The 16,726-nt window shown below is 72.5% G+C and carries 18 protein-coding genes and 1 pseudogene; 8 read left to right on the top strand and 11 right to left on the bottom strand.

Annotation, left to right across the window (positions count from 1 at the left end; all coding sequences use genetic code 11):
• Positions 1 to 25 precede the first annotated feature (25 nt).
• Positions 26 to 1,504: an RNB domain-containing ribonuclease gene (locus tag BSL84_RS33320; RefSeq protein WP_075971882.1), complete on the bottom strand. Its 1,479-nt coding sequence runs from the start codon at positions 1,502 to 1,504 to the stop codon at positions 26 to 28.
• Between the two features lie 117 nt (positions 1,505 to 1,621).
• Entirely contained in the window at positions 1,622 to 1,864 is a 243-nt protein-coding gene (locus tag BSL84_RS33315) for a protealysin inhibitor emfourin (RefSeq protein ID WP_030026511.1), read from the bottom strand.
• A gap of 591 nt (positions 1,865 to 2,455) precedes the next feature.
• On the opposite strand from BSL84_RS33315, the gene BSL84_RS33310 reads away from it, so the two are divergent.
• Both BSL84_RS33310 and BSL84_RS35830 read left to right on the top strand, forming a co-directional pair.
• On the top strand, positions 2,456 to 3,577 hold the full coding sequence (locus tag BSL84_RS33310; RefSeq protein ID WP_075971881.1) for a nucleotide disphospho-sugar-binding domain-containing protein: 1,122 nt from the start codon (positions 2,456 to 2,458) through the stop codon (positions 3,575 to 3,577).
• A 57-nt stretch (positions 3,578 to 3,634) separates the two neighbouring features.
• A pseudogene (locus tag BSL84_RS35830) lies at positions 3,635 to 3,928 on the top strand (transposase); the annotation flags it as partial.
• 502 nt (positions 3,929 to 4,430) lie between these two features.
• On the opposite strand, the gene BSL84_RS33300 reads toward BSL84_RS35830, so the two are convergent.
• Positions 4,431 to 5,381, bottom strand: a complete 951-nt coding sequence (locus BSL84_RS33300) for a helix-turn-helix transcriptional regulator (RefSeq protein WP_030026506.1) — start codon at positions 5,379 to 5,381, stop codon at positions 4,431 to 4,433.
• A 65-nt stretch (positions 5,382 to 5,446) separates the two neighbouring features.
• Between BSL84_RS33300 and BSL84_RS33295 the strand changes: the two genes are divergently transcribed.
• Positions 5,447 to 5,821 (top strand): VOC family protein, encoded by a 375-nt coding sequence (locus tag BSL84_RS33295; protein ID WP_030026504.1) that lies wholly within the window; start codon positions 5,447 to 5,449, stop codon positions 5,819 to 5,821.
• A gap of 415 nt (positions 5,822 to 6,236) precedes the next feature.
• On the opposite strand, the gene BSL84_RS33290 is transcribed toward BSL84_RS33295, so the two are convergent.
• The 5 genes from BSL84_RS33290 to BSL84_RS33270 form a co-directional block, all read right to left on the bottom strand.
• Positions 6,237 to 7,112 (bottom strand): alpha/beta hydrolase, encoded by an 876-nt coding sequence (locus BSL84_RS33290; RefSeq protein WP_045323245.1) that lies wholly within the window; start codon positions 7,110 to 7,112, stop codon positions 6,237 to 6,239.
• Between the two features lie 209 nt (positions 7,113 to 7,321).
• Positions 7,322 to 7,738 carry a hypothetical protein gene (locus BSL84_RS33285; protein ID WP_159393606.1) on the bottom strand — a complete coding sequence of 139 codons (417 nt, stop codon included), beginning with the start codon at positions 7,736 to 7,738 and terminating at the stop codon, positions 7,322 to 7,324.
• A 116-nt stretch (positions 7,739 to 7,854) separates the two neighbouring features.
• Positions 7,855 to 8,358, bottom strand: coding sequence for a DUF3291 domain-containing protein (locus BSL84_RS33280; protein WP_075971878.1), 504 nt, complete (start codon positions 8,356 to 8,358; stop codon positions 7,855 to 7,857).
• Positions 8,359 to 8,390: 32 nt separating this feature from the next.
• Positions 8,391 to 9,107 (bottom strand): helix-turn-helix transcriptional regulator, encoded by a 717-nt coding sequence (locus BSL84_RS33275; protein ID WP_075971877.1) that lies wholly within the window; start codon positions 9,105 to 9,107, stop codon positions 8,391 to 8,393.
• Positions 9,108 to 9,224: 117 nt separating this feature from the next.
• Positions 9,225 to 9,764 (bottom strand): MarR family winged helix-turn-helix transcriptional regulator, encoded by a 540-nt coding sequence (locus BSL84_RS33270; RefSeq protein ID WP_075971876.1) that lies wholly within the window; start codon positions 9,762 to 9,764, stop codon positions 9,225 to 9,227.
• Between the two features lie 121 nt (positions 9,765 to 9,885).
• Here BSL84_RS33270 and BSL84_RS33265 point away from each other — a divergent pair, with 121 nt between their 5' ends.
• From BSL84_RS33265 to BSL84_RS33250, 4 genes are all read left to right on the top strand, one after another.
• Complete coding sequence (locus BSL84_RS33265) at positions 9,886 to 11,016, top strand: NADH:flavin oxidoreductase (protein ID WP_045324147.1); 1,131 nt, start codon at positions 9,886 to 9,888, stop codon at positions 11,014 to 11,016.
• A gap of 300 nt (positions 11,017 to 11,316) precedes the next feature.
• A complete protein-coding gene (locus BSL84_RS33260) occupies positions 11,317 to 11,799 on the top strand; it encodes a DedA family protein (RefSeq protein WP_075971875.1) in 483 nt (160 codons plus the stop codon).
• Positions 11,800 to 11,916: 117 nt separating this feature from the next.
• Positions 11,917 to 12,282, top strand: a complete 366-nt coding sequence (locus tag BSL84_RS36725) for a hypothetical protein (protein WP_075971874.1) — start codon at positions 11,917 to 11,919, stop codon at positions 12,280 to 12,282.
• Entirely contained in the window at positions 12,273 to 12,725 is a 453-nt protein-coding gene (locus tag BSL84_RS33250; protein ID WP_234308589.1) for a hypothetical protein, read from the top strand. The genes BSL84_RS36725 and BSL84_RS33250 overlap by 10 nt, the downstream gene beginning before the upstream one ends.
• 16 nt (positions 12,726 to 12,741) lie before the next feature.
• Here the strand turns inward: BSL84_RS33250 and BSL84_RS33245 are convergent, their stop codons facing one another.
• Complete coding sequence (locus BSL84_RS33245; protein WP_075971873.1) at positions 12,742 to 13,401, bottom strand: GNAT family N-acetyltransferase; 660 nt, start codon at positions 13,399 to 13,401, stop codon at positions 12,742 to 12,744.
• A gap of 223 nt (positions 13,402 to 13,624) precedes the next feature.
• Entirely contained in the window at positions 13,625 to 14,275 is a 651-nt protein-coding gene (locus BSL84_RS33240; protein WP_030026485.1) for a hypothetical protein, read from the bottom strand.
• A gap of 189 nt (positions 14,276 to 14,464) precedes the next feature.
• Between BSL84_RS33240 and BSL84_RS33235 the strand changes: the two genes are divergently transcribed.
• On the top strand, positions 14,465 to 15,283 hold the full coding sequence (locus BSL84_RS33235; protein WP_075971872.1) for a peptidoglycan recognition family protein: 819 nt from the start codon (positions 14,465 to 14,467) through the stop codon (positions 15,281 to 15,283).
• Between the two features lie 52 nt (positions 15,284 to 15,335).
• On the opposite strand, the gene BSL84_RS33230 is transcribed toward BSL84_RS33235, so the two are convergent.
• Positions 15,336 to 16,556, bottom strand: a complete 1,221-nt coding sequence (locus tag BSL84_RS33230) for a cytochrome P450 family protein (protein WP_075971871.1) — start codon at positions 16,554 to 16,556, stop codon at positions 15,336 to 15,338.
• Positions 16,557 to 16,726 lie beyond the last annotated feature (170 nt).

Here is a 16,726-nt window from a genome sequence, read left to right as displayed (position 1 = left end):
CCCGGCACCGGCAGCCGACGAGGGGTCAGCCGCCGTTCTGCACCAGGCTGAAGAGGACCCGCTTGTTCTTCTCGGGAAAAGCGGGGTCGGCGCGTTCGAGCCTGACCCGGACGCTCGCACCGAGCTTGAGGTCGGCGGCGGCGGAAGTGACGCTGCCCAGCACGGCGGGCTCCGCCAGCTGGACCTTCCCCTCCCGCGGGTTCGGCCGGTCCTCCTCCGCGTCGGTGTCGATGACCACGGCGTCGAATACGGCTCCCACCCGGTCCATGAGCAGCGCCGCCTCCACCAGGTCCACGGACTGCCGGTCCGCCGCACTGCCCTTCGCCTTCGCCATGGTGTCCGGCAGGGCGTCGAGGGCCGCGAGCACCCACTCGGGTGTGTCCTGGCCCGCGGCGGCGGCCACGCACACCTCGCCGGCGTACCGGTCGACCAGGCGCCTGAGCGGCGCCGTGCAGTGCGTGTACGGGGCGGCGATCGCCGCGTGGACCGTCTGCGCGGGGATCTGGTCGTGGTCGCGGAAGGACCGGTAGACCGATTTCAGCAGCAGCGCCCCGGCCGCCTCGTGGAGGAAGGCCGCGTGCCTGTGCTCCCGCGGGTCCAGCGAGCGGATCAGCTCGGCGTATGACACGTGGTGCGGCCAGTCGATGCCGAGGCCCTGGGCGATGAGGCGCAGGCGTGCGACCTCGTGGGTCGGGGCCCGTTCCTGGGTCCGCAGGATGCCGGGGCCGCCCGCCAGCATCATGGTGGCGGCGGCCATGCCGGTCATGAGGGAGATCTGCTCGTTCCAGCCGTCCACGGGCAGTGCGGCCCGGTAGTTCAGCCGGAACGATCCGTGCGCGAAGGTGACCTCCTGGTCCGGCAGGTTGAGCGAGATGCCGCCGCGTTCGGCCTCGACGGCTTCGCGCAGGGTGCCGATCTCGCGCAGCAGGGCGACGGACTCCTCGGCGGTGCCGGAGTCGATGTCCTGCTGGACGCCCGTGTAGTCGTACTGGGCCTTGCTGCGGACCAGGGCGCGGCTCACCGACGACCTGGTCACCTCACCGTGGGCATCGAGGTCGTGCTCCCACAGCAGGGCGGGGACCTTCTGGTTCGGCAGCAGGCTGGCCGCGCCCTCGGACAGGACGGGCGGGTGCAGCGGCACTTTGCCGTCGGGGAAGTACAGCGTCACGATCCGCTTGTGGGCCTCGGCGTCGAGCGCGTCGCCGGCGGTGACGAAGGCGGCCACGTCGGCGATGGCGTAGTGCACCCGGAATCCGCCACCGGGCCGCCGCTCCAGGTACATGGCCTGGTCGAGGTCCTTGGACCCGAGCGGGTCGATGGTGAAGAGCGGCAGGTCGGTGGCGTCCTTGTCGGGCAGCCGGGGCGCGCGGGCGGCTGCCTCGGCCGCCGCGAGCACGGGGTCGGGGAAGACCGGGCGTGCCTGCAGATCGGTCCGGAGCTTCTGCAAGGCGGTGGCGAGCGCGGCCTTGGCCTCTTCGGACATGCGCATCGGGCGGCGTGGCATGCCCCGAGCGTAGGGCGGCGGCCGCACCCCGGCACGGCGGGGAGATCCGTCCGGGTGGAGCCGGCCCCGGTGCGGAGCCGGCTCCTCGTGCGGTGGGACCTGGGTGCAGCGGGCCGGTCAGGCGCCCACTCCGAGGACGGTTCGGATGAGTGTGCGCTGGGCGTCGGACAGGCAGGGGTCCTGGAGGTCGAGCACCTCGTCGTCGACGGTGATCCGGTAGTGGTAGCCGTCCGCGACGGGCGCGACGGCCCGCTTGGCGAGCTCTTCCAGGTCCGCGGCGTCCGTGCGGCCGGAGGTGTCGAGTGCGCCGAGCTTCTCCTGGCCGGCGAAGCCTCCGGAGCGGGTGACCGTTATCAGCATGGCCGTTCCTTCCTGTTCGCTGGGGTTCGCTGGGGTTCGCTGGGGTGGCACACGGTCTGCGTGTCGCAGCCACTGCCGCGCCTGCCCCGAACGGCGGCCTGTTGTCACCCGGCGGGGGCCGTGCCCCGCGAACGTCCGGAAAGCGCCGTTGCCGCCCGGCCGTCCTCACATGCCGTAGGTGCCGTGCCGTGTGGAAGGCGGCGTACGTACGGCTCCGGCCGGTCAGAGTGAGCGCTCGACTCGGGCGAGCCGGTCGGCGAGGAGAGCGCGCAGGAGTTCCGGCTGCTCGTACGGGAGGGCGTGTCCCGCGTCGTCGATCACGCCCGGCCTGGACCGGCGTGGGGCCCGGGGTCCGGTAGGTCGCGCACGCCGGGCAGCAGCGGGCGTACGAGCGCCAGGCCGGCGATCCGCGCCGGGCGGCCATCGCCTGTGTCGACTACGTCGTCCGCGCTGTGACGGTCCTCCCGGATTGGCCGGTTCTCGATCTCCGCCGGGGAACCCCGCGTGCCGTCCCGTGAGTTCAAGGGATGGAACCGGGGCGCGCCGCACGGCGGGCCCCGACCGACACACCATGGGCAAGGAGAAGCAGCAGTGCGGATACTCTTCACCGGTCCGGCCTCGGCCGGGCACCTCTTTCCGATGATCCCGACGGCGCAGGCCTTACGCGCCGCCGGCCACGACGTGTTGTTCGCCGGCTCGCAGCCGCTGCACCAGTTGCGCCAGGCGGGCTTTCCGCTCGTCGAGATAGGCGACGGCCGCAGTGTCCGGGACGTGTTCGAGGAGTCCACGGACGACGAGGTGCGCTACGTCTCGCCTGACTTGACCCCAGACCAGATCCTGGACCGGGCTGCGCACGGCTTCGCGCTCGTCTCCCGTCCCACGGTGGGCGGTCTGCTCCAGGCCGCCGAGAGCTGGCGTGCCGACCTGCTGGTCTACGACTCCTTCCAGGCCTCCGCCCCGCTGGTCGCGGCCAAGCTCAAGATCCCGTCGGTGATCCAGAACTTCGGCGTCACCTCCGGCCTCGACATGGCCCGCCGGCTCGCGGCCAACTTCACCGAGGCGTACGAGGCGTACGGAGTGGACGGCCCCGCCGAGTCCACTGCGCTGAACATCGTCCCCGCCTCCCTCGGCGGCGATCCGGGCGGCCTGCGGATGCGCTACGTCCCATACAACGGGGGCGGCGTCGTCCCTCTGGAACTGCTCAGCCGCGGTGACCGCCCGCGCGTGGCCGTCACCCTGGGCACGGTGCTCACCGAGTTCGACGGCGTGCGTGCCATCGTCCGCCTGATCGAGGCGGCGGCGTCGGTGGACGCCGAGTTCCTGCTCGCGGTGGGTGATGCCGACCTCGCGCCGCTGGGTACTCTTCCGGACAACGTCCGCCCGCTGCCGTGGGTCCCGCTGGCCGAGCTGCTGACCGCCTCGGACGCACTGGTCCACCACGGCGGCTCGGGAACCCTGCTGACCGCCCTCCAGGCCGGCCTGCCGCAGCTCCTGCTCCCCCAGGGTGCCGACCACTTCACCAACACCGACGCCCTCACCGCGACCGGCGCCGCACTGCGGGCCACCTCCGACGAGGCGGATGCCGCCCTCCTCACCCGCCTCGTCTCCGACCCGTCCCTGCGCGAGGCCGCCGCACGCCTGCGCGCGGAGAACGCCGCCCTGCCGAGTCCGGCCGAAACGGTCCCCACCCTGGAGGCCCTGGCCGCCGCCTGAGCCTCCTCGAAGGTTTGCCCGCGAACCTTCGCGGTCGCAGCACCAGCCTTCCGAGACCAGCGGCTGCAACAGTTCATGCCGTCCTCGACCTGGCCCGTCGAGGACGTCCGGGCCCGGCCGGCCTGGCGGGCGGTGGTGGCGGTGTGGCCACAGGTGTGGGGGGTCGACGACACCGGCTTTCCCAAGGACGGACGTGCCTCGCCCGGGGTGGCCCGGCAGTACTCGGGCACCCTGGGCAAGGTCGGCAACTGCCAGATCGGCGTCAGCCTCCACGCCGCCTCCGACAGCGCCTCGTGCCCGCTGTCCTGGCGTCTGTTCCTGCCCGCCGCCTGGGACGGGCCCGACGCCGAAGCTGCAGGGGGCACTTTCCGGATCTGGCGCAAGGGGCTCAGACGTTCTCAACGGCTGTGGTCACCCGGGTCGTCATACGGACGAGGCGGTAGGACACCGCGGGCGGGGCAGGCACCCGGCACCACTGAAGTCGTTCCAGTGCCGTGTACCGCCCGTTGCAGGGCTCGGAGACCGAGCGCCACTGCCCTTCGGAACCGGCCTCGACCCACCAGACGACATGGCGGTCCGCCCCGGGTCTCTTTCCCGCCATCGGCCGGCACGCCGCAAGACCACGACCGTTCAGCCGCGCCGAGTTCGGCAGGAACGTCCGTCTCCACGGTCATCCGCTACGCCGAGAACGACGCCGCGTGTATCGCAGCTGCTCGTTGCCGGGCCCGGTCAGCCGCTGGTGGCGAGGGCGTCGTCAGGAACGGCGTCGGCGCACTGCAGAGCCGTTGCCCGCTGCGCGCTGTGGAGTCTTCTGGGGAATGTGGCGTTCCAACGCCTCGGTGTCCGTCGCTTTTCAGTGATTGGCTGTGAAGAGGGCCTGGGCGTGTCGGATGAGCGCTTGGCGTACCTCGTCGGGGGACAGCACGGTGAGGGGTGTGGCCAGGCTGAGGAGGTAGGTGGTGAGGCAGTCGGTGCTGTTGCCGCCGATCCGGACCGTGGTGGCTTCGGGGCCGTCGGGGCTGTGGGTGCCGATGGTGGGCGGGATTTTTTGCAGGGCGTGGTCCAGGGACAGCGGAAGGCGGATCGTCGTGTACACCGGGTAGACGACATGTGCGATCCCGTGGGAGACAAGTGCCGCAGCGTCGGGCGGATCGGTCAGGTCGGCCGGTTCGGTGGTGGCGCGCATGCTCACCACCCGGTCGGCGCGGAAGGTGCGCCATTGTCCTTTGGTGACGTCTCGGGCGACCAGGTACCAGCGCATGCCGGTATGGACCAACCGGTACGGGTCGATGGCCCGCACAGAAGCCCGGCCGGCGTGATCCCGATAGGACAGGGTCGTGCGCACTGAGTTGTGGCAGGCTCGCGCGAGTTCCAGCAGCACGAGCAGGTCCACCTGTGGTTCGCCGGAGCGAGGAGTGTGTTCGAGGGCACCGTCCAGTGCGCTCAACTGGTCCGACAGGCGTGTGGGCAGGCTCTGGCGGAGTTTGAGCAGAGCGGCCAGGGCCGCCTGCCCCGTACCGAGTACTCCGCTGAGCGCGGCCTCGCGCAGGGCGACAGCGACGGCCAGGGCCTCCTCGTCGTCCAGAACCAGCGGCGGCATCCGACTGCCAGGACTGAGCCGGTAGCCGCCCCAGGGACCGGGCGCGGACTCGACACCGTAGCCGAGGTCCCTCAGCCGGGCGATGTCCCGGCGGACCGTGCGGTCGGTGACCTCCATGCGCTCGGCCAGTTCACGACAGGTCCACTCGGGACGCGCGGACAACAGCGACACCAAGCGCAGCAGACGGGAGGAAGTCTTGATCACAACCAGCCAGTCTTCCCTATGACCAGGACATGCCCTGTCCGGATCATGACCTACGGTCCCGTCCCATGAACACCCCAGAGATCCGTCTGCTTTCCGTTGACTTCGACTGCCTCGACCCGGCCGACTTGGCCCGCTTCTACGGCGAAGCCCTGGACCTGCCCGTGCTGTACCGCAGCGACGACTATGTCCTGCTGGGGCGGGCCGGCGCCCCCGGAGTGGGCTTCATCCGCCAAGAAGGCTTCCAACCCCCGGCCTGGCCCGACCCCACCCACAGCAAGCAGGCCCACCTCGAACTGGGCGTCCAAGACCTGGACGCCGCGCAGGAGAGGATGCTCGCCCTCGGCGCCGTCCTGCCCTCCTTCCAACCTCAGCCCGATGTGTGGCGAGTGCTCCTGGATCCGGCGGGCCACCCCTTCTGCATCGCGACACACGGGATCTGAGTCCGCCGCAGGGCAGCAGCGGCAGCGGCAGCGGCAGCTTCCTCCTGGGCGCGGGGGTAGTGAGGGGTCCCGCCCGCAGGCGCGTCTGGGCGGGAAGAGTTCGCCCCACCGTCTGGCGGGCGCGTTGCAGCGGCCCGTTGCGCAGCGCCCCCAGGATGGGCCCGGGCTCGGCGCCGGCCCGTTGGCGGCGTCTGACTCATCGTCCTCAGCGTCGGTTGGGCCCTATCCCCCTGGATGAGGCGGCCTGGGCCGCGCCTCGATGATCAGGCTCGTACGGGCCTGATCATCGAGGCGCAGACCGGCCAGTCGCGGCAGGGCTGCTGCTCACCGATCTTGGAGTAGTCCCACGCCTCGTGGACGGCCTGATCGGCGCGGCGGCGTGGTCACCGTAGGACCACGCTTCGCCCGGGCGCGGTCAGGAAGAGGCGGTCGGTGCCGTGAGCGCGGCGAGTCCGCCGAGGAGCTCGGCCGCCGGGGCCGGGTCGACCAGCCATTTCAGGTGGCTGCCCGGCAGGGTGTGGACGTCGTACGGGTTCTCCGGCGTCAGGGCGTCGCCCTCGCGGATCAGCCGGTCCTGCTGGGCGAGCGGCATGCTCGCGTCGTCGGCCAGGCGCACGAAAGTCTTCGGGATCGTGCCCCATGTCGCAGCCTGCGCCCGGTCGGTGGAAGTGCCGACGTCGAGGTTCTCGTCGGGCTGGAAGGTGTTCAGGAAGGTCAGGAACTCCTCGTCGGTGCCGTCGGCGAGGAACGCGGCCTTGAACGCGGCGAGGGCCGCGGGGTCCGCCGAGCGGAAGTTGACGCGCAGCAGGCCGAGTTCCGCGGGGTTCCCGACCAGTGCCTGGGCCAGGGAGGCCGCGTCGACCGTGGCCATCTCCGGTTCGGCGTAGTAGTCGCCGACCTCCAGGTCGACGGGGGCCCAGGCGGCGACGTAGACGATGCGGTCGATGAGGTCCGGCCGTGCGTTGGCGGCGGCGGTGGCCGTGACTCCGCCGCGGCTGTGGGCGACGAGGATCACCGGCCCGTGCTGCTTGGCCCGTTCCAGGACGCCGATCAGGTGCTTGGCGTTGTCGGCGAGTGTGACGCCCTGGATCGATCCGGGCGCCACGGCGAGGCCTTCGAGGTCCTGCGGCGCCTGGTAGGCGCGCTGGTAGGTCGCCGCGAAGCCGTGGCCGGGCAGGTCGACGGCTACGGAGCGGTGCCCGAGCAGGCCGAGTTCGGCCTGGAGCGGGGCGAAGGAGAAGGAGTTCGCGAAGGCGCCGTGTACCAGCACGAACGTCGGAGTCGGCTGCATGTGTCCGGTTGCTCACTCTCTGTCGGCTACGAGGACCCGCCGGGAGGCCGGCGGCACATCGGGAGGCGGCGAGCGCCTGCCCGGAATCCCCGCAGGACAGTACGCAGGGTGTGATCATCAAACCAATCGGTACGCGTTCCTCCGCTTGCGCCCGCCCGCCTGGCCGTCGCCCGGCCGCGTCCCGCCGAGGTTCTGGGCATCCGGCTGGCTCAGGGCATCTCGTCCGGGTCGCAGCTGGCCCGGCGGAGCCCGATCGTACGGAGGGCCCGCATCAGGGCCTCGAAGTCCCCTTCGCGTACGACGTGTACGGCTCCCTCGACTTCGAGGCCCGACACCGCCCGGGGCACCCGCGCGGAAGGCGTCCGCAGCACCACCCCGCTCGGCGGGTCCAGGCCCCGCACTCCGCGGAACACGCGAAGGACCTCGCGGTGCGAGTCGATGCTGTCGACACCGGCGGGCAGGGACAGGACGGTGATGTCGGGCAGCAGGACCCGGGCGTGTGCGAGGGCGACGTCGGGGTCGTCCGCGTGCGACACGACCTGGAAGTGGGGGTTGCGCTGGATGCCCGAGCGGAGCAGTTCCAGTTGCTCGCCCTCGGGGACGCCGACCACCAACACGGTCATCACCCTTCCCATCGTGCTTTCCGGCGCGGCGCGGGGCGACCCGAGAGGGACGGGAGGGGGGCGGGGAAGGACGGGGCCGGCGGGGCGGCCGCGGCGGATACGGCAGATGCGGCGGGGTGTCAGAGCGCCGCCACCTCGTCCGCCGCCGCAAGGTGCGGGTCCGCCTCGGCTGCGGTGTACGAGGAGGCGAAGGTGAAGGCGCGGGGCGACGGACCGTGCGCCCGCAGGTCGTCCAGGCGCTCCAGTGCCTCGCCGACGCCCGGCAGGTGCCCGGCCGGAACCCACCAGAGCACCATGTGCGCCTGGACATGCCGCTCGAACCACTCGCGACGGCGCCGCATCACCTCCAGGTGGCCGCTGCGGTAGGCGAAGTCCCACAGGGCCTCCTGGGTCTCCCACACCGACAGGTTGACGATGACGTCCTCGCCCGCCGGGCGCAGTGCGGTGGCGTCGGCTTCGCCTTCTCCCATGAGCCGCCACACGAAGCCCGGTGCTTCGTCGGCGGCGGAGTTGACCGGGTCGAGCAGATCGACGAAGGGCGCGATACGCGGGTCGTCGATGGGGTGGAGGAGCGTGGCGACGTTGAGCTGGGCGAGGTGGAAGGCGCGCGCGGGTGTGGTCATGGCGTCATCCCAGCACGCACCGCATTTCTATGTCAATGCACATTGTTTTTAGAAGCTTCGACGACGACGCAGCACTCCCCCGGCCGGGCGTCCATGCGGGCGCGGACCGGACCGTCGACGCCGAGAAGCCCCTCCAACAGGGCGAGGTTCATGCCGCAGACGAGCGGGGGAAAGCGTTCCGCCACGGCATGGAAGGGACAGTTGCGCATTCGCACGACGCGCTCCCCGCCACCCCCGCCATCCCCGCCACCCCCGCGCCCTTCCCCGGGTGCGCCGTCCCCGCCGCCCTCCAGGTGCGGTTCGTAGCCTCGGGAAGCGAGTACCGCCATGGCCTCCTCAAGGCCGCCGCAGGGCTCCGGAGTCCCGCGCAGGGACTCACCCCGGCGGCGCGCGGCCGCGTAGAGGCCGGCGTCCAGCCCCGCCTCCTCGGCGGCCTCGGCGAGCAGCTCGGCGGCGGTGCGGTAGTCGCGGGCGGGCAGCGAGACCGACCGCTCGACGCGCGCCCGCGTGTAGACCTTGGCCGGGCGGCCGGCCCCCGGACCCGAGCGTCCCGTCAGACGGCGGCTGCCGCTCTCCAGCAGTCCCGCCTCGGCGAGCCGGTCCAGATGGTGCGCGGCAAGCGTCCGCGCCACCCCGGCAGCCTCGGCCGCCTCGTTGCGCCCGACTTCGCGCCCCTGAGCGGCCACGTACTCGTACAGCCGGCGGCGCACCGGGTCCTGCAGCACCGCGATCACGTCGATGTCTTCCACCCTGCCATTCTAGAAACGACACGGGTTGGAGATAGAAGGCAGTCGCGGCCCGCCTCGGGGCAGGCGACAGGTGGCAGGCGACAGGTGGCAGGCGGCCGGGCGCGCGGCCCGCCCGGTCTACGGCGCGGGAGGAGTCTGTTCCTGCGGGGCAGCCGGGCGGCGGCAGGAGGGCGCGGCGTCGCCTTCCTCCGTGCGCGGCCAGTGCCGCCCTTCTAGGGCCTCGGCGCTGCGGTTGAGCCGGACGAGGGCGTCCGCGAGCTCTCGTACCTCCTCGGGCGACCAGTCGGCGACGACCCGGGCCAGGCAGGAGCAGTTGACCTCGCGGTCCTCTTCGAGCCGGCGCGCGCCTTCGACGGTGATGCGCAGCTTGCGGGCCATGCCGCCGTCCGGATCCGGGACGCGCTCGGCCAGTCCGCAGCGCAGCAGTGCGGCCGTCTGGCGGTTCACGGTCGAGGTGTCCAGGCCGAAGGCCTCCGCCAACTGCCCGATGGACATGGGCCCTTGGGTGTCGATGCGGCTGAGCAGCAGGTACGCGGAGCGGTCCAGGCGCTCGGCGTCACGCTCGCGCCGAGCGAGCACCTGGTGCCGTGAGAGCAGCATCAGCTCCCGCTCCAGTTTTTCCAGCACTGCGCCTCCCGCTCCTTTCCGGCGCCCCATTATCGCGGACCGGCGGGCTCCCGCGGCCCGCCCCAGCACTGATATGCATGATACATAGCGTGTGTACTATGCACTTCTCGTCGTCGTCCGACGAGCCACTGCCTCACACCGGAGGGCCCGCATGTCCGTCACCACGTCCACCGCCTCGCGCGCGTCCGAGATCCTCTCCCGGCCCGTCACGCTGAACGGCCTGACCGTCCCCAACCGCATCGCGATGGCTCCGATGACGCGGATGTTCTCCCCCGGCGGCGTGCCCGGCGAGGACGTGCAGGCGTACTACGCCAGCCGGGCCGCAGCGGGTGTGGGCCTGATCGTCACCGAGGGCACCTACGTCGGCCACGACTCCGCCGGGCAGAGCGACCGGGTGCCGCGGTTCCACGGCGAGGACCAGCTGGCGGGCTGGGCGAAGGTCGCCGCGGCCGTGCACGAGGCCGGCGGAACGATCGTTCCGCAGCTGTGGCACATCGGCATGGTGCGCAAGCAGGGCGAGGCCCCCTACGCCGACGCGCCCGCCGTCGGCCCCTCCGGCATCCGCGTCGACGGCACCGAGGGGACCGGCAAGGCCATGACCCGCGCCGACCTCGACGACGTCATCGGCGCGTTCGCCGACGCCGCGGCGGCCGCCGAGCAGATCGGCTTCGACGGCGTCGAGCTGCACGGCGCCCACGGCTACCTGCTCGACCAGTTCCTGTGGGAGCGGACCAACCGCCGCACCGACGCGTACGGCGGCGACGCGGTGGCCCGCACCAGGTTCGCCGCGGAGATCGTGGCGGCGGTGCGCGAGCGCGTCTCGGCCGGCTTCCCGGTGATCTTCCGCTACTCGCAGTGGAAGCAGGAGGCCTACGACGCCCGGCTGGCGCAGACCCCGCAGGAGCTGGAGGCCATCCTGGCCCCGCTGGCGGCGGCGGGCGTCGACGCGTTCCACGCCTCCACCCGGCGCTACTGGATCCCGGAGTTCGAGGGCTCGGACCTGAACCTGGCGGGCTGGACCAAGAAGCTCACCGGTCGGCCGACCATCACGGTCGGCTCGGTCGGCCTGGACGGCGACTTCCTCCGCGCCTTCGCCGGCGAGGGTGCGGCGCTCGGCGACATCGACAACCTCCTGGACCGCATGGAGCGAGACGAGTTCGACATGGTCGCCGTCGGCCGGGCGCTGCTCCAGGACCCCCAGTGGGCGGCGAAGGTCCTCGGCAACCGCTTCGACGAGCTGAAGCCGTACGACGCGGCGGCCCTCCGCTCGCTCAGCCGCTGACGGCGGCCGCGATCGGGCCTTCGGCGCGGCGCGCGGACCTCGCATAGTGACTGCACGGAGCCCGGCCTGCCGCATGCGTGTTCGGTTAGGCTAACCTCGTTTGACGTGGCAATCCGGACGGCGGAAGCGCGCAGGGGCAAGGCGCGGGCGAGAGGTGGTGACCGGGCTTGTGCGCGTCGTACACCCGCTGGGACGGGTCGGCCCCAGCCGTGTCGGGCATGCCGGTGGCGGGCGTGCCCCAGACCGGTATGCCGGTGACGGGCATACCGGGGTGCGGCTCGGGGATCGGACCGATGCCCCGTGGATAAGCTCGCGCTCACGGCCGGAGCCCTGTACGTCATCGTGCTGCTTCGCGCCGGAGGGACGTTCGCCGTCGGATGGCTGGCCGGCGCGGGAGCCCGGCGCAGCCGGCTCGCCGGGCGCATCTCCACGCCGAGGTTCCAGCGCGCCGAGCGGGCGATCCAGCGGTGGGGCGCGCCGGTCGTGGCCGTCTCGTTCCTGACCGTGGGCTTCCAGACCGCCGCCAACTTCCTCGCGGGCAGCATGCGCATGCCCCTGCCGCGCTACCTCCCCGCCCTGTTCGTGGGCGGTGCCGCCTGGGCGCTGATCTACGCGACGGCGGGGCTCGGCGTGCTGGAAGTGCTGGGGCGGCTCTTCGCCCAGCGGCCGGCGCTCGGGGCGTTCGCCGTGGCCACCCTGCTCCTCGCGGCCTGCGGGGTGGTGGTGTACCGCAGAAGAAGGGCGGCCCCGTCCTGCGGTGACACCGCGGCCGACGAATCGTAGGTCCGCCCGCCGGCACGCGCACGCCGGAAGCGAGCAGCGACAGCCTCCGAGCGCACCACCTCGGAGCCCCGGAGGCTGCGCTCGACCATTAAATCGAACATGTGTTGGAATGATGGTGTGACGGCATCATTCCGGTTTCCCGAGGACCTGGTCGCGCTGCAGCTGGCGTGGCAGCGTACCTACGGCGAGCTCGCACGGGTGCCTCCCGGAAGCGGGACGACCGTGCTGCGGCGGCGGCTGATCGCGCTGTCCGGCCGGCTGTGCACCCATCCGCACTGGGCCGCTCCCGCCGGCTGGCGGTCCGGGGGCGTCGAGCTGCGGCGCGTCGTCCGCGAGGCCTCCGACGACTCCTTTCGGGCGAAAGACGCGGCCGACCCCTCCCCCTCGGGCCCGACCCGGGCCAAGGTCTGTCAAGAGACAGCGGACTCGGCCGTCTCGACGGACCCGACGGACTCGGTGAAGGGCATGGAACGTTGCATCTGAGGCGCATCGGAGCGGTCCTGGCCGCGGCAGCACTTACCGTCTTGGCGGTCCCGGGCACCGCGGACGCCGCGGCGGTCGCCTGCGGGGGCGGGACGTCGACCGGTCGGGTGGCCGTCAACGGGTGCATCAGCGCCGAGAGGGGATCCGCGGGCCGGTTCCCCACGCGCGAGATCACGGCATACGTCAAGGCACGCAACACCGGGAGCAAGGGAGTCGGCGTCGCCTACGAGGCCTTCTTCCGCGTCGTCGACGGTGGTCACTGGGAGAAGCTGGGCAGCGGCCGCACCCACGTGCGGGCCGGGGAGTCCGTCGGACCCCTCGAAGTGGGAAGCAGCACCCGCGTGTGCGGCCCCGTGAAGGTCGAGATCCGCGTGCACGCCCGGGCCGACGGCGCGGCCTGGAGCGGCTGGTCCCCCGCCGCGACCAGGCAGTGCCAGACCTGAGTACCGCTCCGGGGTGTCAGCCGGCGCTCCGGTCGTCCGCGTGGGCGGCATCGCGCCACATCGGCCACAAGGTCGGGCCGCCGCCCGGGAGCCGGATCTCACCGGTCACCCGGAAGCCCAGCCCCTCGTAGAAGGGGACGTTGGTGATGTTGCTGGACTCCAGGTAGGCCGGTTGGCCGAACCGGTCGCACCGGGCCAGCTGCTGGCGCAGCAGCGCCGACCCCACGCCCATCCCCTGGAGCCCCTGGTCCGTCCCCACCGACGGCAGGTACCAGTGCGGCGTGTCCGGATGGGCCTCGTGCATGGCGTTCTGGACCTTCCCGGCCCGCGGCATCCCGCGCAGCCCGAAGGCGCGCGCGTAGAACGGCAGCGCCGCCAACTCCCGCACCCCGGAGGTCTTCCAGCACCCGGGGCCCGACCACAGAGCGGCGGCCAGCAGCCGCCCGTCGGCCGTCGCGGCGACGCGGACTCCGCCATGGCGCGGCCGCTGCTGGCGCTGGGACAGCCGGAAGTACCGCGCCGTCCTGCGCTCCCGGTCGGCAGCGGGGATCATCCACGCCATGACCGGGTCGTCGGCGAAGGCGCGGGCCAGGAGCGCGGCGACCGCTCCGGCCTCGGAGGGCCGGGCGGCCCGGATGCCGTACCCGGCCAACGGCGCTGCGGGTCGTGTGCTCATGGGAGCACGGTAGGCAGCCGGACCCGGCCTTCCCCTCCCCGCAGCGGCGGACACGCCGTACGCGCCACCCGCTCACCGGTCCCCCGGGGTGAACCGGCTCCCGCCGTACCGGTGCGCCGGCCGTACCGGTACGTCGCCGGACCGACCGTGGACCGCTGCCCGGTGCTGCGGATCACCGCACTGCGGGCGGACGACGCCACTGTCGCAACGCGCCCTGGGCGGGTCACCCGTGGTGCTCCGCCATGTGGGCGAACGTCAGCCTCGCGAGCACGCCGAGGGTTTCCGGTGTCGCGTCCGGTACGAGGTTCCGGAACGACCGGGCGAAGGCGTCGGACTGAGCGAGGAGCGTCCGAGCCTCCAGCGCCTGGGTCAGGCGGGGGATCAGTTCGTCGTGGCAGTAGGGGTGCCCGGCTCCGATGAAGGCCAGCAGGCTCTCCTCGTAGGAGCCGTACTCGCCGTCGTACGCCCACGAATCCAGGTCGAGCAGGAGTGGGAACCGGGCCCGCACCTCCCAGGCGGCCAGCGGGACCTCGTCGTAACCGGCGGTCGCCTCGCGGTCGGAGAGCCGTAGCAGCATCGCGAGCGCGGTCATGAACTCGGGCACGGTTCCGGCTCCGGCGGCCGCGGTCCATGCCCGCCGCGCGTTCTGCGGGCACCTCGCGAAGAACTCCTCGCTGAACGTCGTGGCCAGATGGTCGAGGTGGGAGGCGAGGGTCTGAAAGCCGGTCCGCCAGGTCGGATCCCAGTGGTTGGCCTGGGTGACCCGCGCGAGCCGCAGCACCTCCCACTCCAGCGCGTCTGGTCCGCCGGCCGCGAGTCCGACGAGGTGCGCGATCGGTCCGCTGGTGTAGACGCCTTCCGGATGCAGTGCCACGGTTGCCCTTTCGTAGTCCGCGAGCCATCCAACCGCGCCGCGGTGAACGCCTGCGCGGCGGGGGTGGGCGGTCGCGTGCGCCGGCGCCACGGCCGGTCGGGGAGAGTCCGGTTGCCGCTCGGTGTGTCTGCGCGGCCGGTGCCGCCGGGCTCCCTTGAATGGGCAGCCTCCTACGGAAACGGGCACCGTATGACCCTCCGCGCACCGCACGACCAGCCGGCACCCGCTGCGGGCCGCTACTCCCGCCGGTCCGTCCTCACGGGCGCGTTCGCCGTGGCCACCGCGGCGGCGCTGCCCGTCGCCGCGGCCGGGCGCGCGTACGCGGCCGCCGGCCCGGACATCATCGCCTGCGCCACCTGGGGTGCGCGGGCCGCGTCCGAACCCGTCGTCGTCCTCGCCAACCGCCCCGAGCGGATCGTCGTCCACCACACGGCGACGGCGAACGTGACGGACTACTCCAGGCAGCGCGCCGTCGCGCTGGCCCGGGCGATCCAGACCTACCACATGGACGCGCACGGGTGGATCGACACCGGCCAGCACTTCACCGTCAGCCGGGGGGCCTTCGTGCTGGAGGGCCGCCACAACAGCCTCGCGGAGCTGCGCAACGGCACACGCCAGGTGCGCGCGGCGCACTGCGTCGGGCAGAACACGGTGTCGATCGGCATCGAGAACGAGGGCACCTATACCTCGCAGGCGCCGCCCGCCGCGCAGTACGCGGCGCTGGCGGACCTGTGTGCGCACGTCTGCGACCAGTACGGTCTGCCCGCGTCGGAAATCTACGGGCACCGCGACTTCAACGCCACGTCCTGCCCGGGCGATCGCCTGTACGCCCTGCTGCCGAACCTGCGCAAGGACGTCGCCACCCGCCTCGGCACGACCCTGTCCGACCCGGAGCAGGATGCGGAGCAGGGCCAGGAGCGGGACCCGGTCTGGGATCTGGTACGCCAGGCCACGGGCCGGCCGGCGGCGACGATCGGGGAGTACCTGCCGGCGGGCCTCCTGCCCTGACGGGCTGTCCGCGGGTCGCCGCGAACAGCCCGTCAACCGCCGGGGCGGAAGGTCAACCGCCCGGGCGGAAGGTCACCGGGAGGCTCAGGGGGCCGCGCAGTCCGCCGCCACGCCAGCGGATCTCGTCGGGCTCCACGGCGAGGGCGAGGCCGGGGAGCCGGCGCAGCGCGGTGCCGATCGCGATCTGCCCCTCCAGCCGGGCCAATGGGGCGCCCATGCAGTAGTGGACGCCGTGGCCGAACGCGAGGTGGGCGTTGTCCTGCCGGGTGATGTCGAGCCGGTCGGATTCCGGGAAGCGTGCCGGGTCGCGGTCGGCGATGGCCGTGGCGATCAGGACGGTCGCGCCGCGCGGGACGGTCACGCCCGCGATCTCGACGTCCTCGCGGGCGAAGCGGGCGATGCCGGGGCTCACGGGGCCGTCGTAGCGGAGGAACTCCTCCACGGCGCTTCCCAGGAGTTCGGGGTCGGAGCGCAGGAGGTCCAGCTGGCGGGGGTGGGCGAGCAGTATCGCGATGCCGCCGCTGATCAGGTTGACGGTGGTGATGTAGCCGGCGGCCAGCAGCAGGAACACCATGGCGATGAGCTCGTCCTCGCTCAGCCGCTGTTCCTCGTCCCGGGCGGTGACCAGGCCGCTCAGCAGGTCGTCGCCGGGGTGGGCCCGTTTGTCCCGGATGAGGTCGGTGACGTAGGCGCGCATGTGCCGCCATGCCTCGTCCACGACGGCGGGGTCGGGCGGCTCCGCACCCCGCGCGATCATTCGGTCGGTCCAGCGCTGGAAGTCGTGCTGGTCGTCCACCGGCACCCCCAGCAGTTCGCCGATGACGGCGACGGGGAGCGGCAGTGCGAGGTCCGCGACGAGGTCGGCGCGGCCGGCCGGCGTGACCGCGTCGAGCAGGCGGTCGGTGAGGGTCTGGATCCGGGGCCGCATCTGCGCGACCCTGCGGGCGGTGAACGCCTTGGAGACCAGGCGGCGCAGGCGGGTGTGGTCGGGCGGGTCGCTGCGGAGCATGTTGCTCATCATCGACTCCCGCTCGGTCGCGGGCAGCTGGGCCAGGAGCCGGGGGTCCGACGCGTCGCGTACGTCGCTGCTGAGGCGCGGGTCGGACAGGGCCGCGAGCCCTTCCTCGTAGCGGGTGACGAGCCAGGCGTCGAGGCCGCCCGCGACGACGACGCGGCGTACGGGGCCGTCCTCGCGCAGCTTCCCGTAGAGCGGGAAGGGGTCGGCTACGAATTCCCGGTCGGCGTAGGGAAGTAGGACCGGCTGTTCACTCATCGTGCCTCCCGGAATAGGTCACCCTCTCCATGGGAAGTGAGGATATGCGCCCGAGTCTCCATGAATGCTGCTTTTCGGTCATGCCGGATCACGGGACGCTCCTCGGCCGTCCGGCGGGCACCGCGGTCCGTCCGTGGGGGGCGCGACAGCCCGGCAGCGGGGCGCGGCGA

Origin of the sequence: Streptomyces sp. TN58, from assembly GCF_001941845.1 — a bacterium.
GTDB lineage: Bacteria > Actinomycetota > Actinomycetes > Streptomycetales > Streptomycetaceae > Streptomyces.
This window is presented reverse-complemented; position numbering and strand designations above follow the sequence as displayed.

Coding starts and splice junctions, on each gene's coding strand:
- BSL84_RS33320 (WP_075971882.1), bottom strand. CDS start 1,504: ATGCCACGCCGCCCGATGCGCATGTCCGAAGAGGCCAAGGCCGCGCTC.
- BSL84_RS33315 (WP_030026511.1), bottom strand. CDS start 1,864: ATGCTGATAACGGTCACCCGCTCCGGAGGCTTCGCCGGCCAGGAGAAG.
- BSL84_RS33295 (WP_030026504.1), top strand. CDS start 5,447: ATGAACACCCCAGAGATCCGTCTGCTTTCCGTTGACTTCGACTGCCTC.
- BSL84_RS33290 (WP_045323245.1), bottom strand. CDS start 7,112: ATGCAGCCGACTCCGACGTTCGTGCTGGTACACGGCGCCTTCGCGAAC.
- BSL84_RS33280 (WP_075971878.1), bottom strand. CDS start 8,358: ATGACCACACCCGCGCGCGCCTTCCACCTCGCCCAGCTCAACGTCGCC.
- BSL84_RS33270 (WP_075971876.1), bottom strand. CDS start 9,764: ATGGGGCGCCGGAAAGGAGCGGGAGGCGCAGTGCTGGAAAAACTGGAG.
- BSL84_RS33265 (WP_045324147.1), top strand. CDS start 9,886: ATGTCCGTCACCACGTCCACCGCCTCGCGCGCGTCCGAGATCCTCTCC.
- BSL84_RS33245 (WP_075971873.1), bottom strand. CDS start 13,401: ATGAGCACACGACCCGCAGCGCCGTTGGCCGGGTACGGCATCCGGGCC.
- BSL84_RS33235 (WP_075971872.1), top strand. CDS start 14,465: ATGACCCTCCGCGCACCGCACGACCAGCCGGCACCCGCTGCGGGCCGC.
- BSL84_RS33230 (WP_075971871.1), bottom strand. CDS start 16,556: ATGAGTGAACAGCCGGTCCTACTTCCCTACGCCGACCGGGAATTCGTA.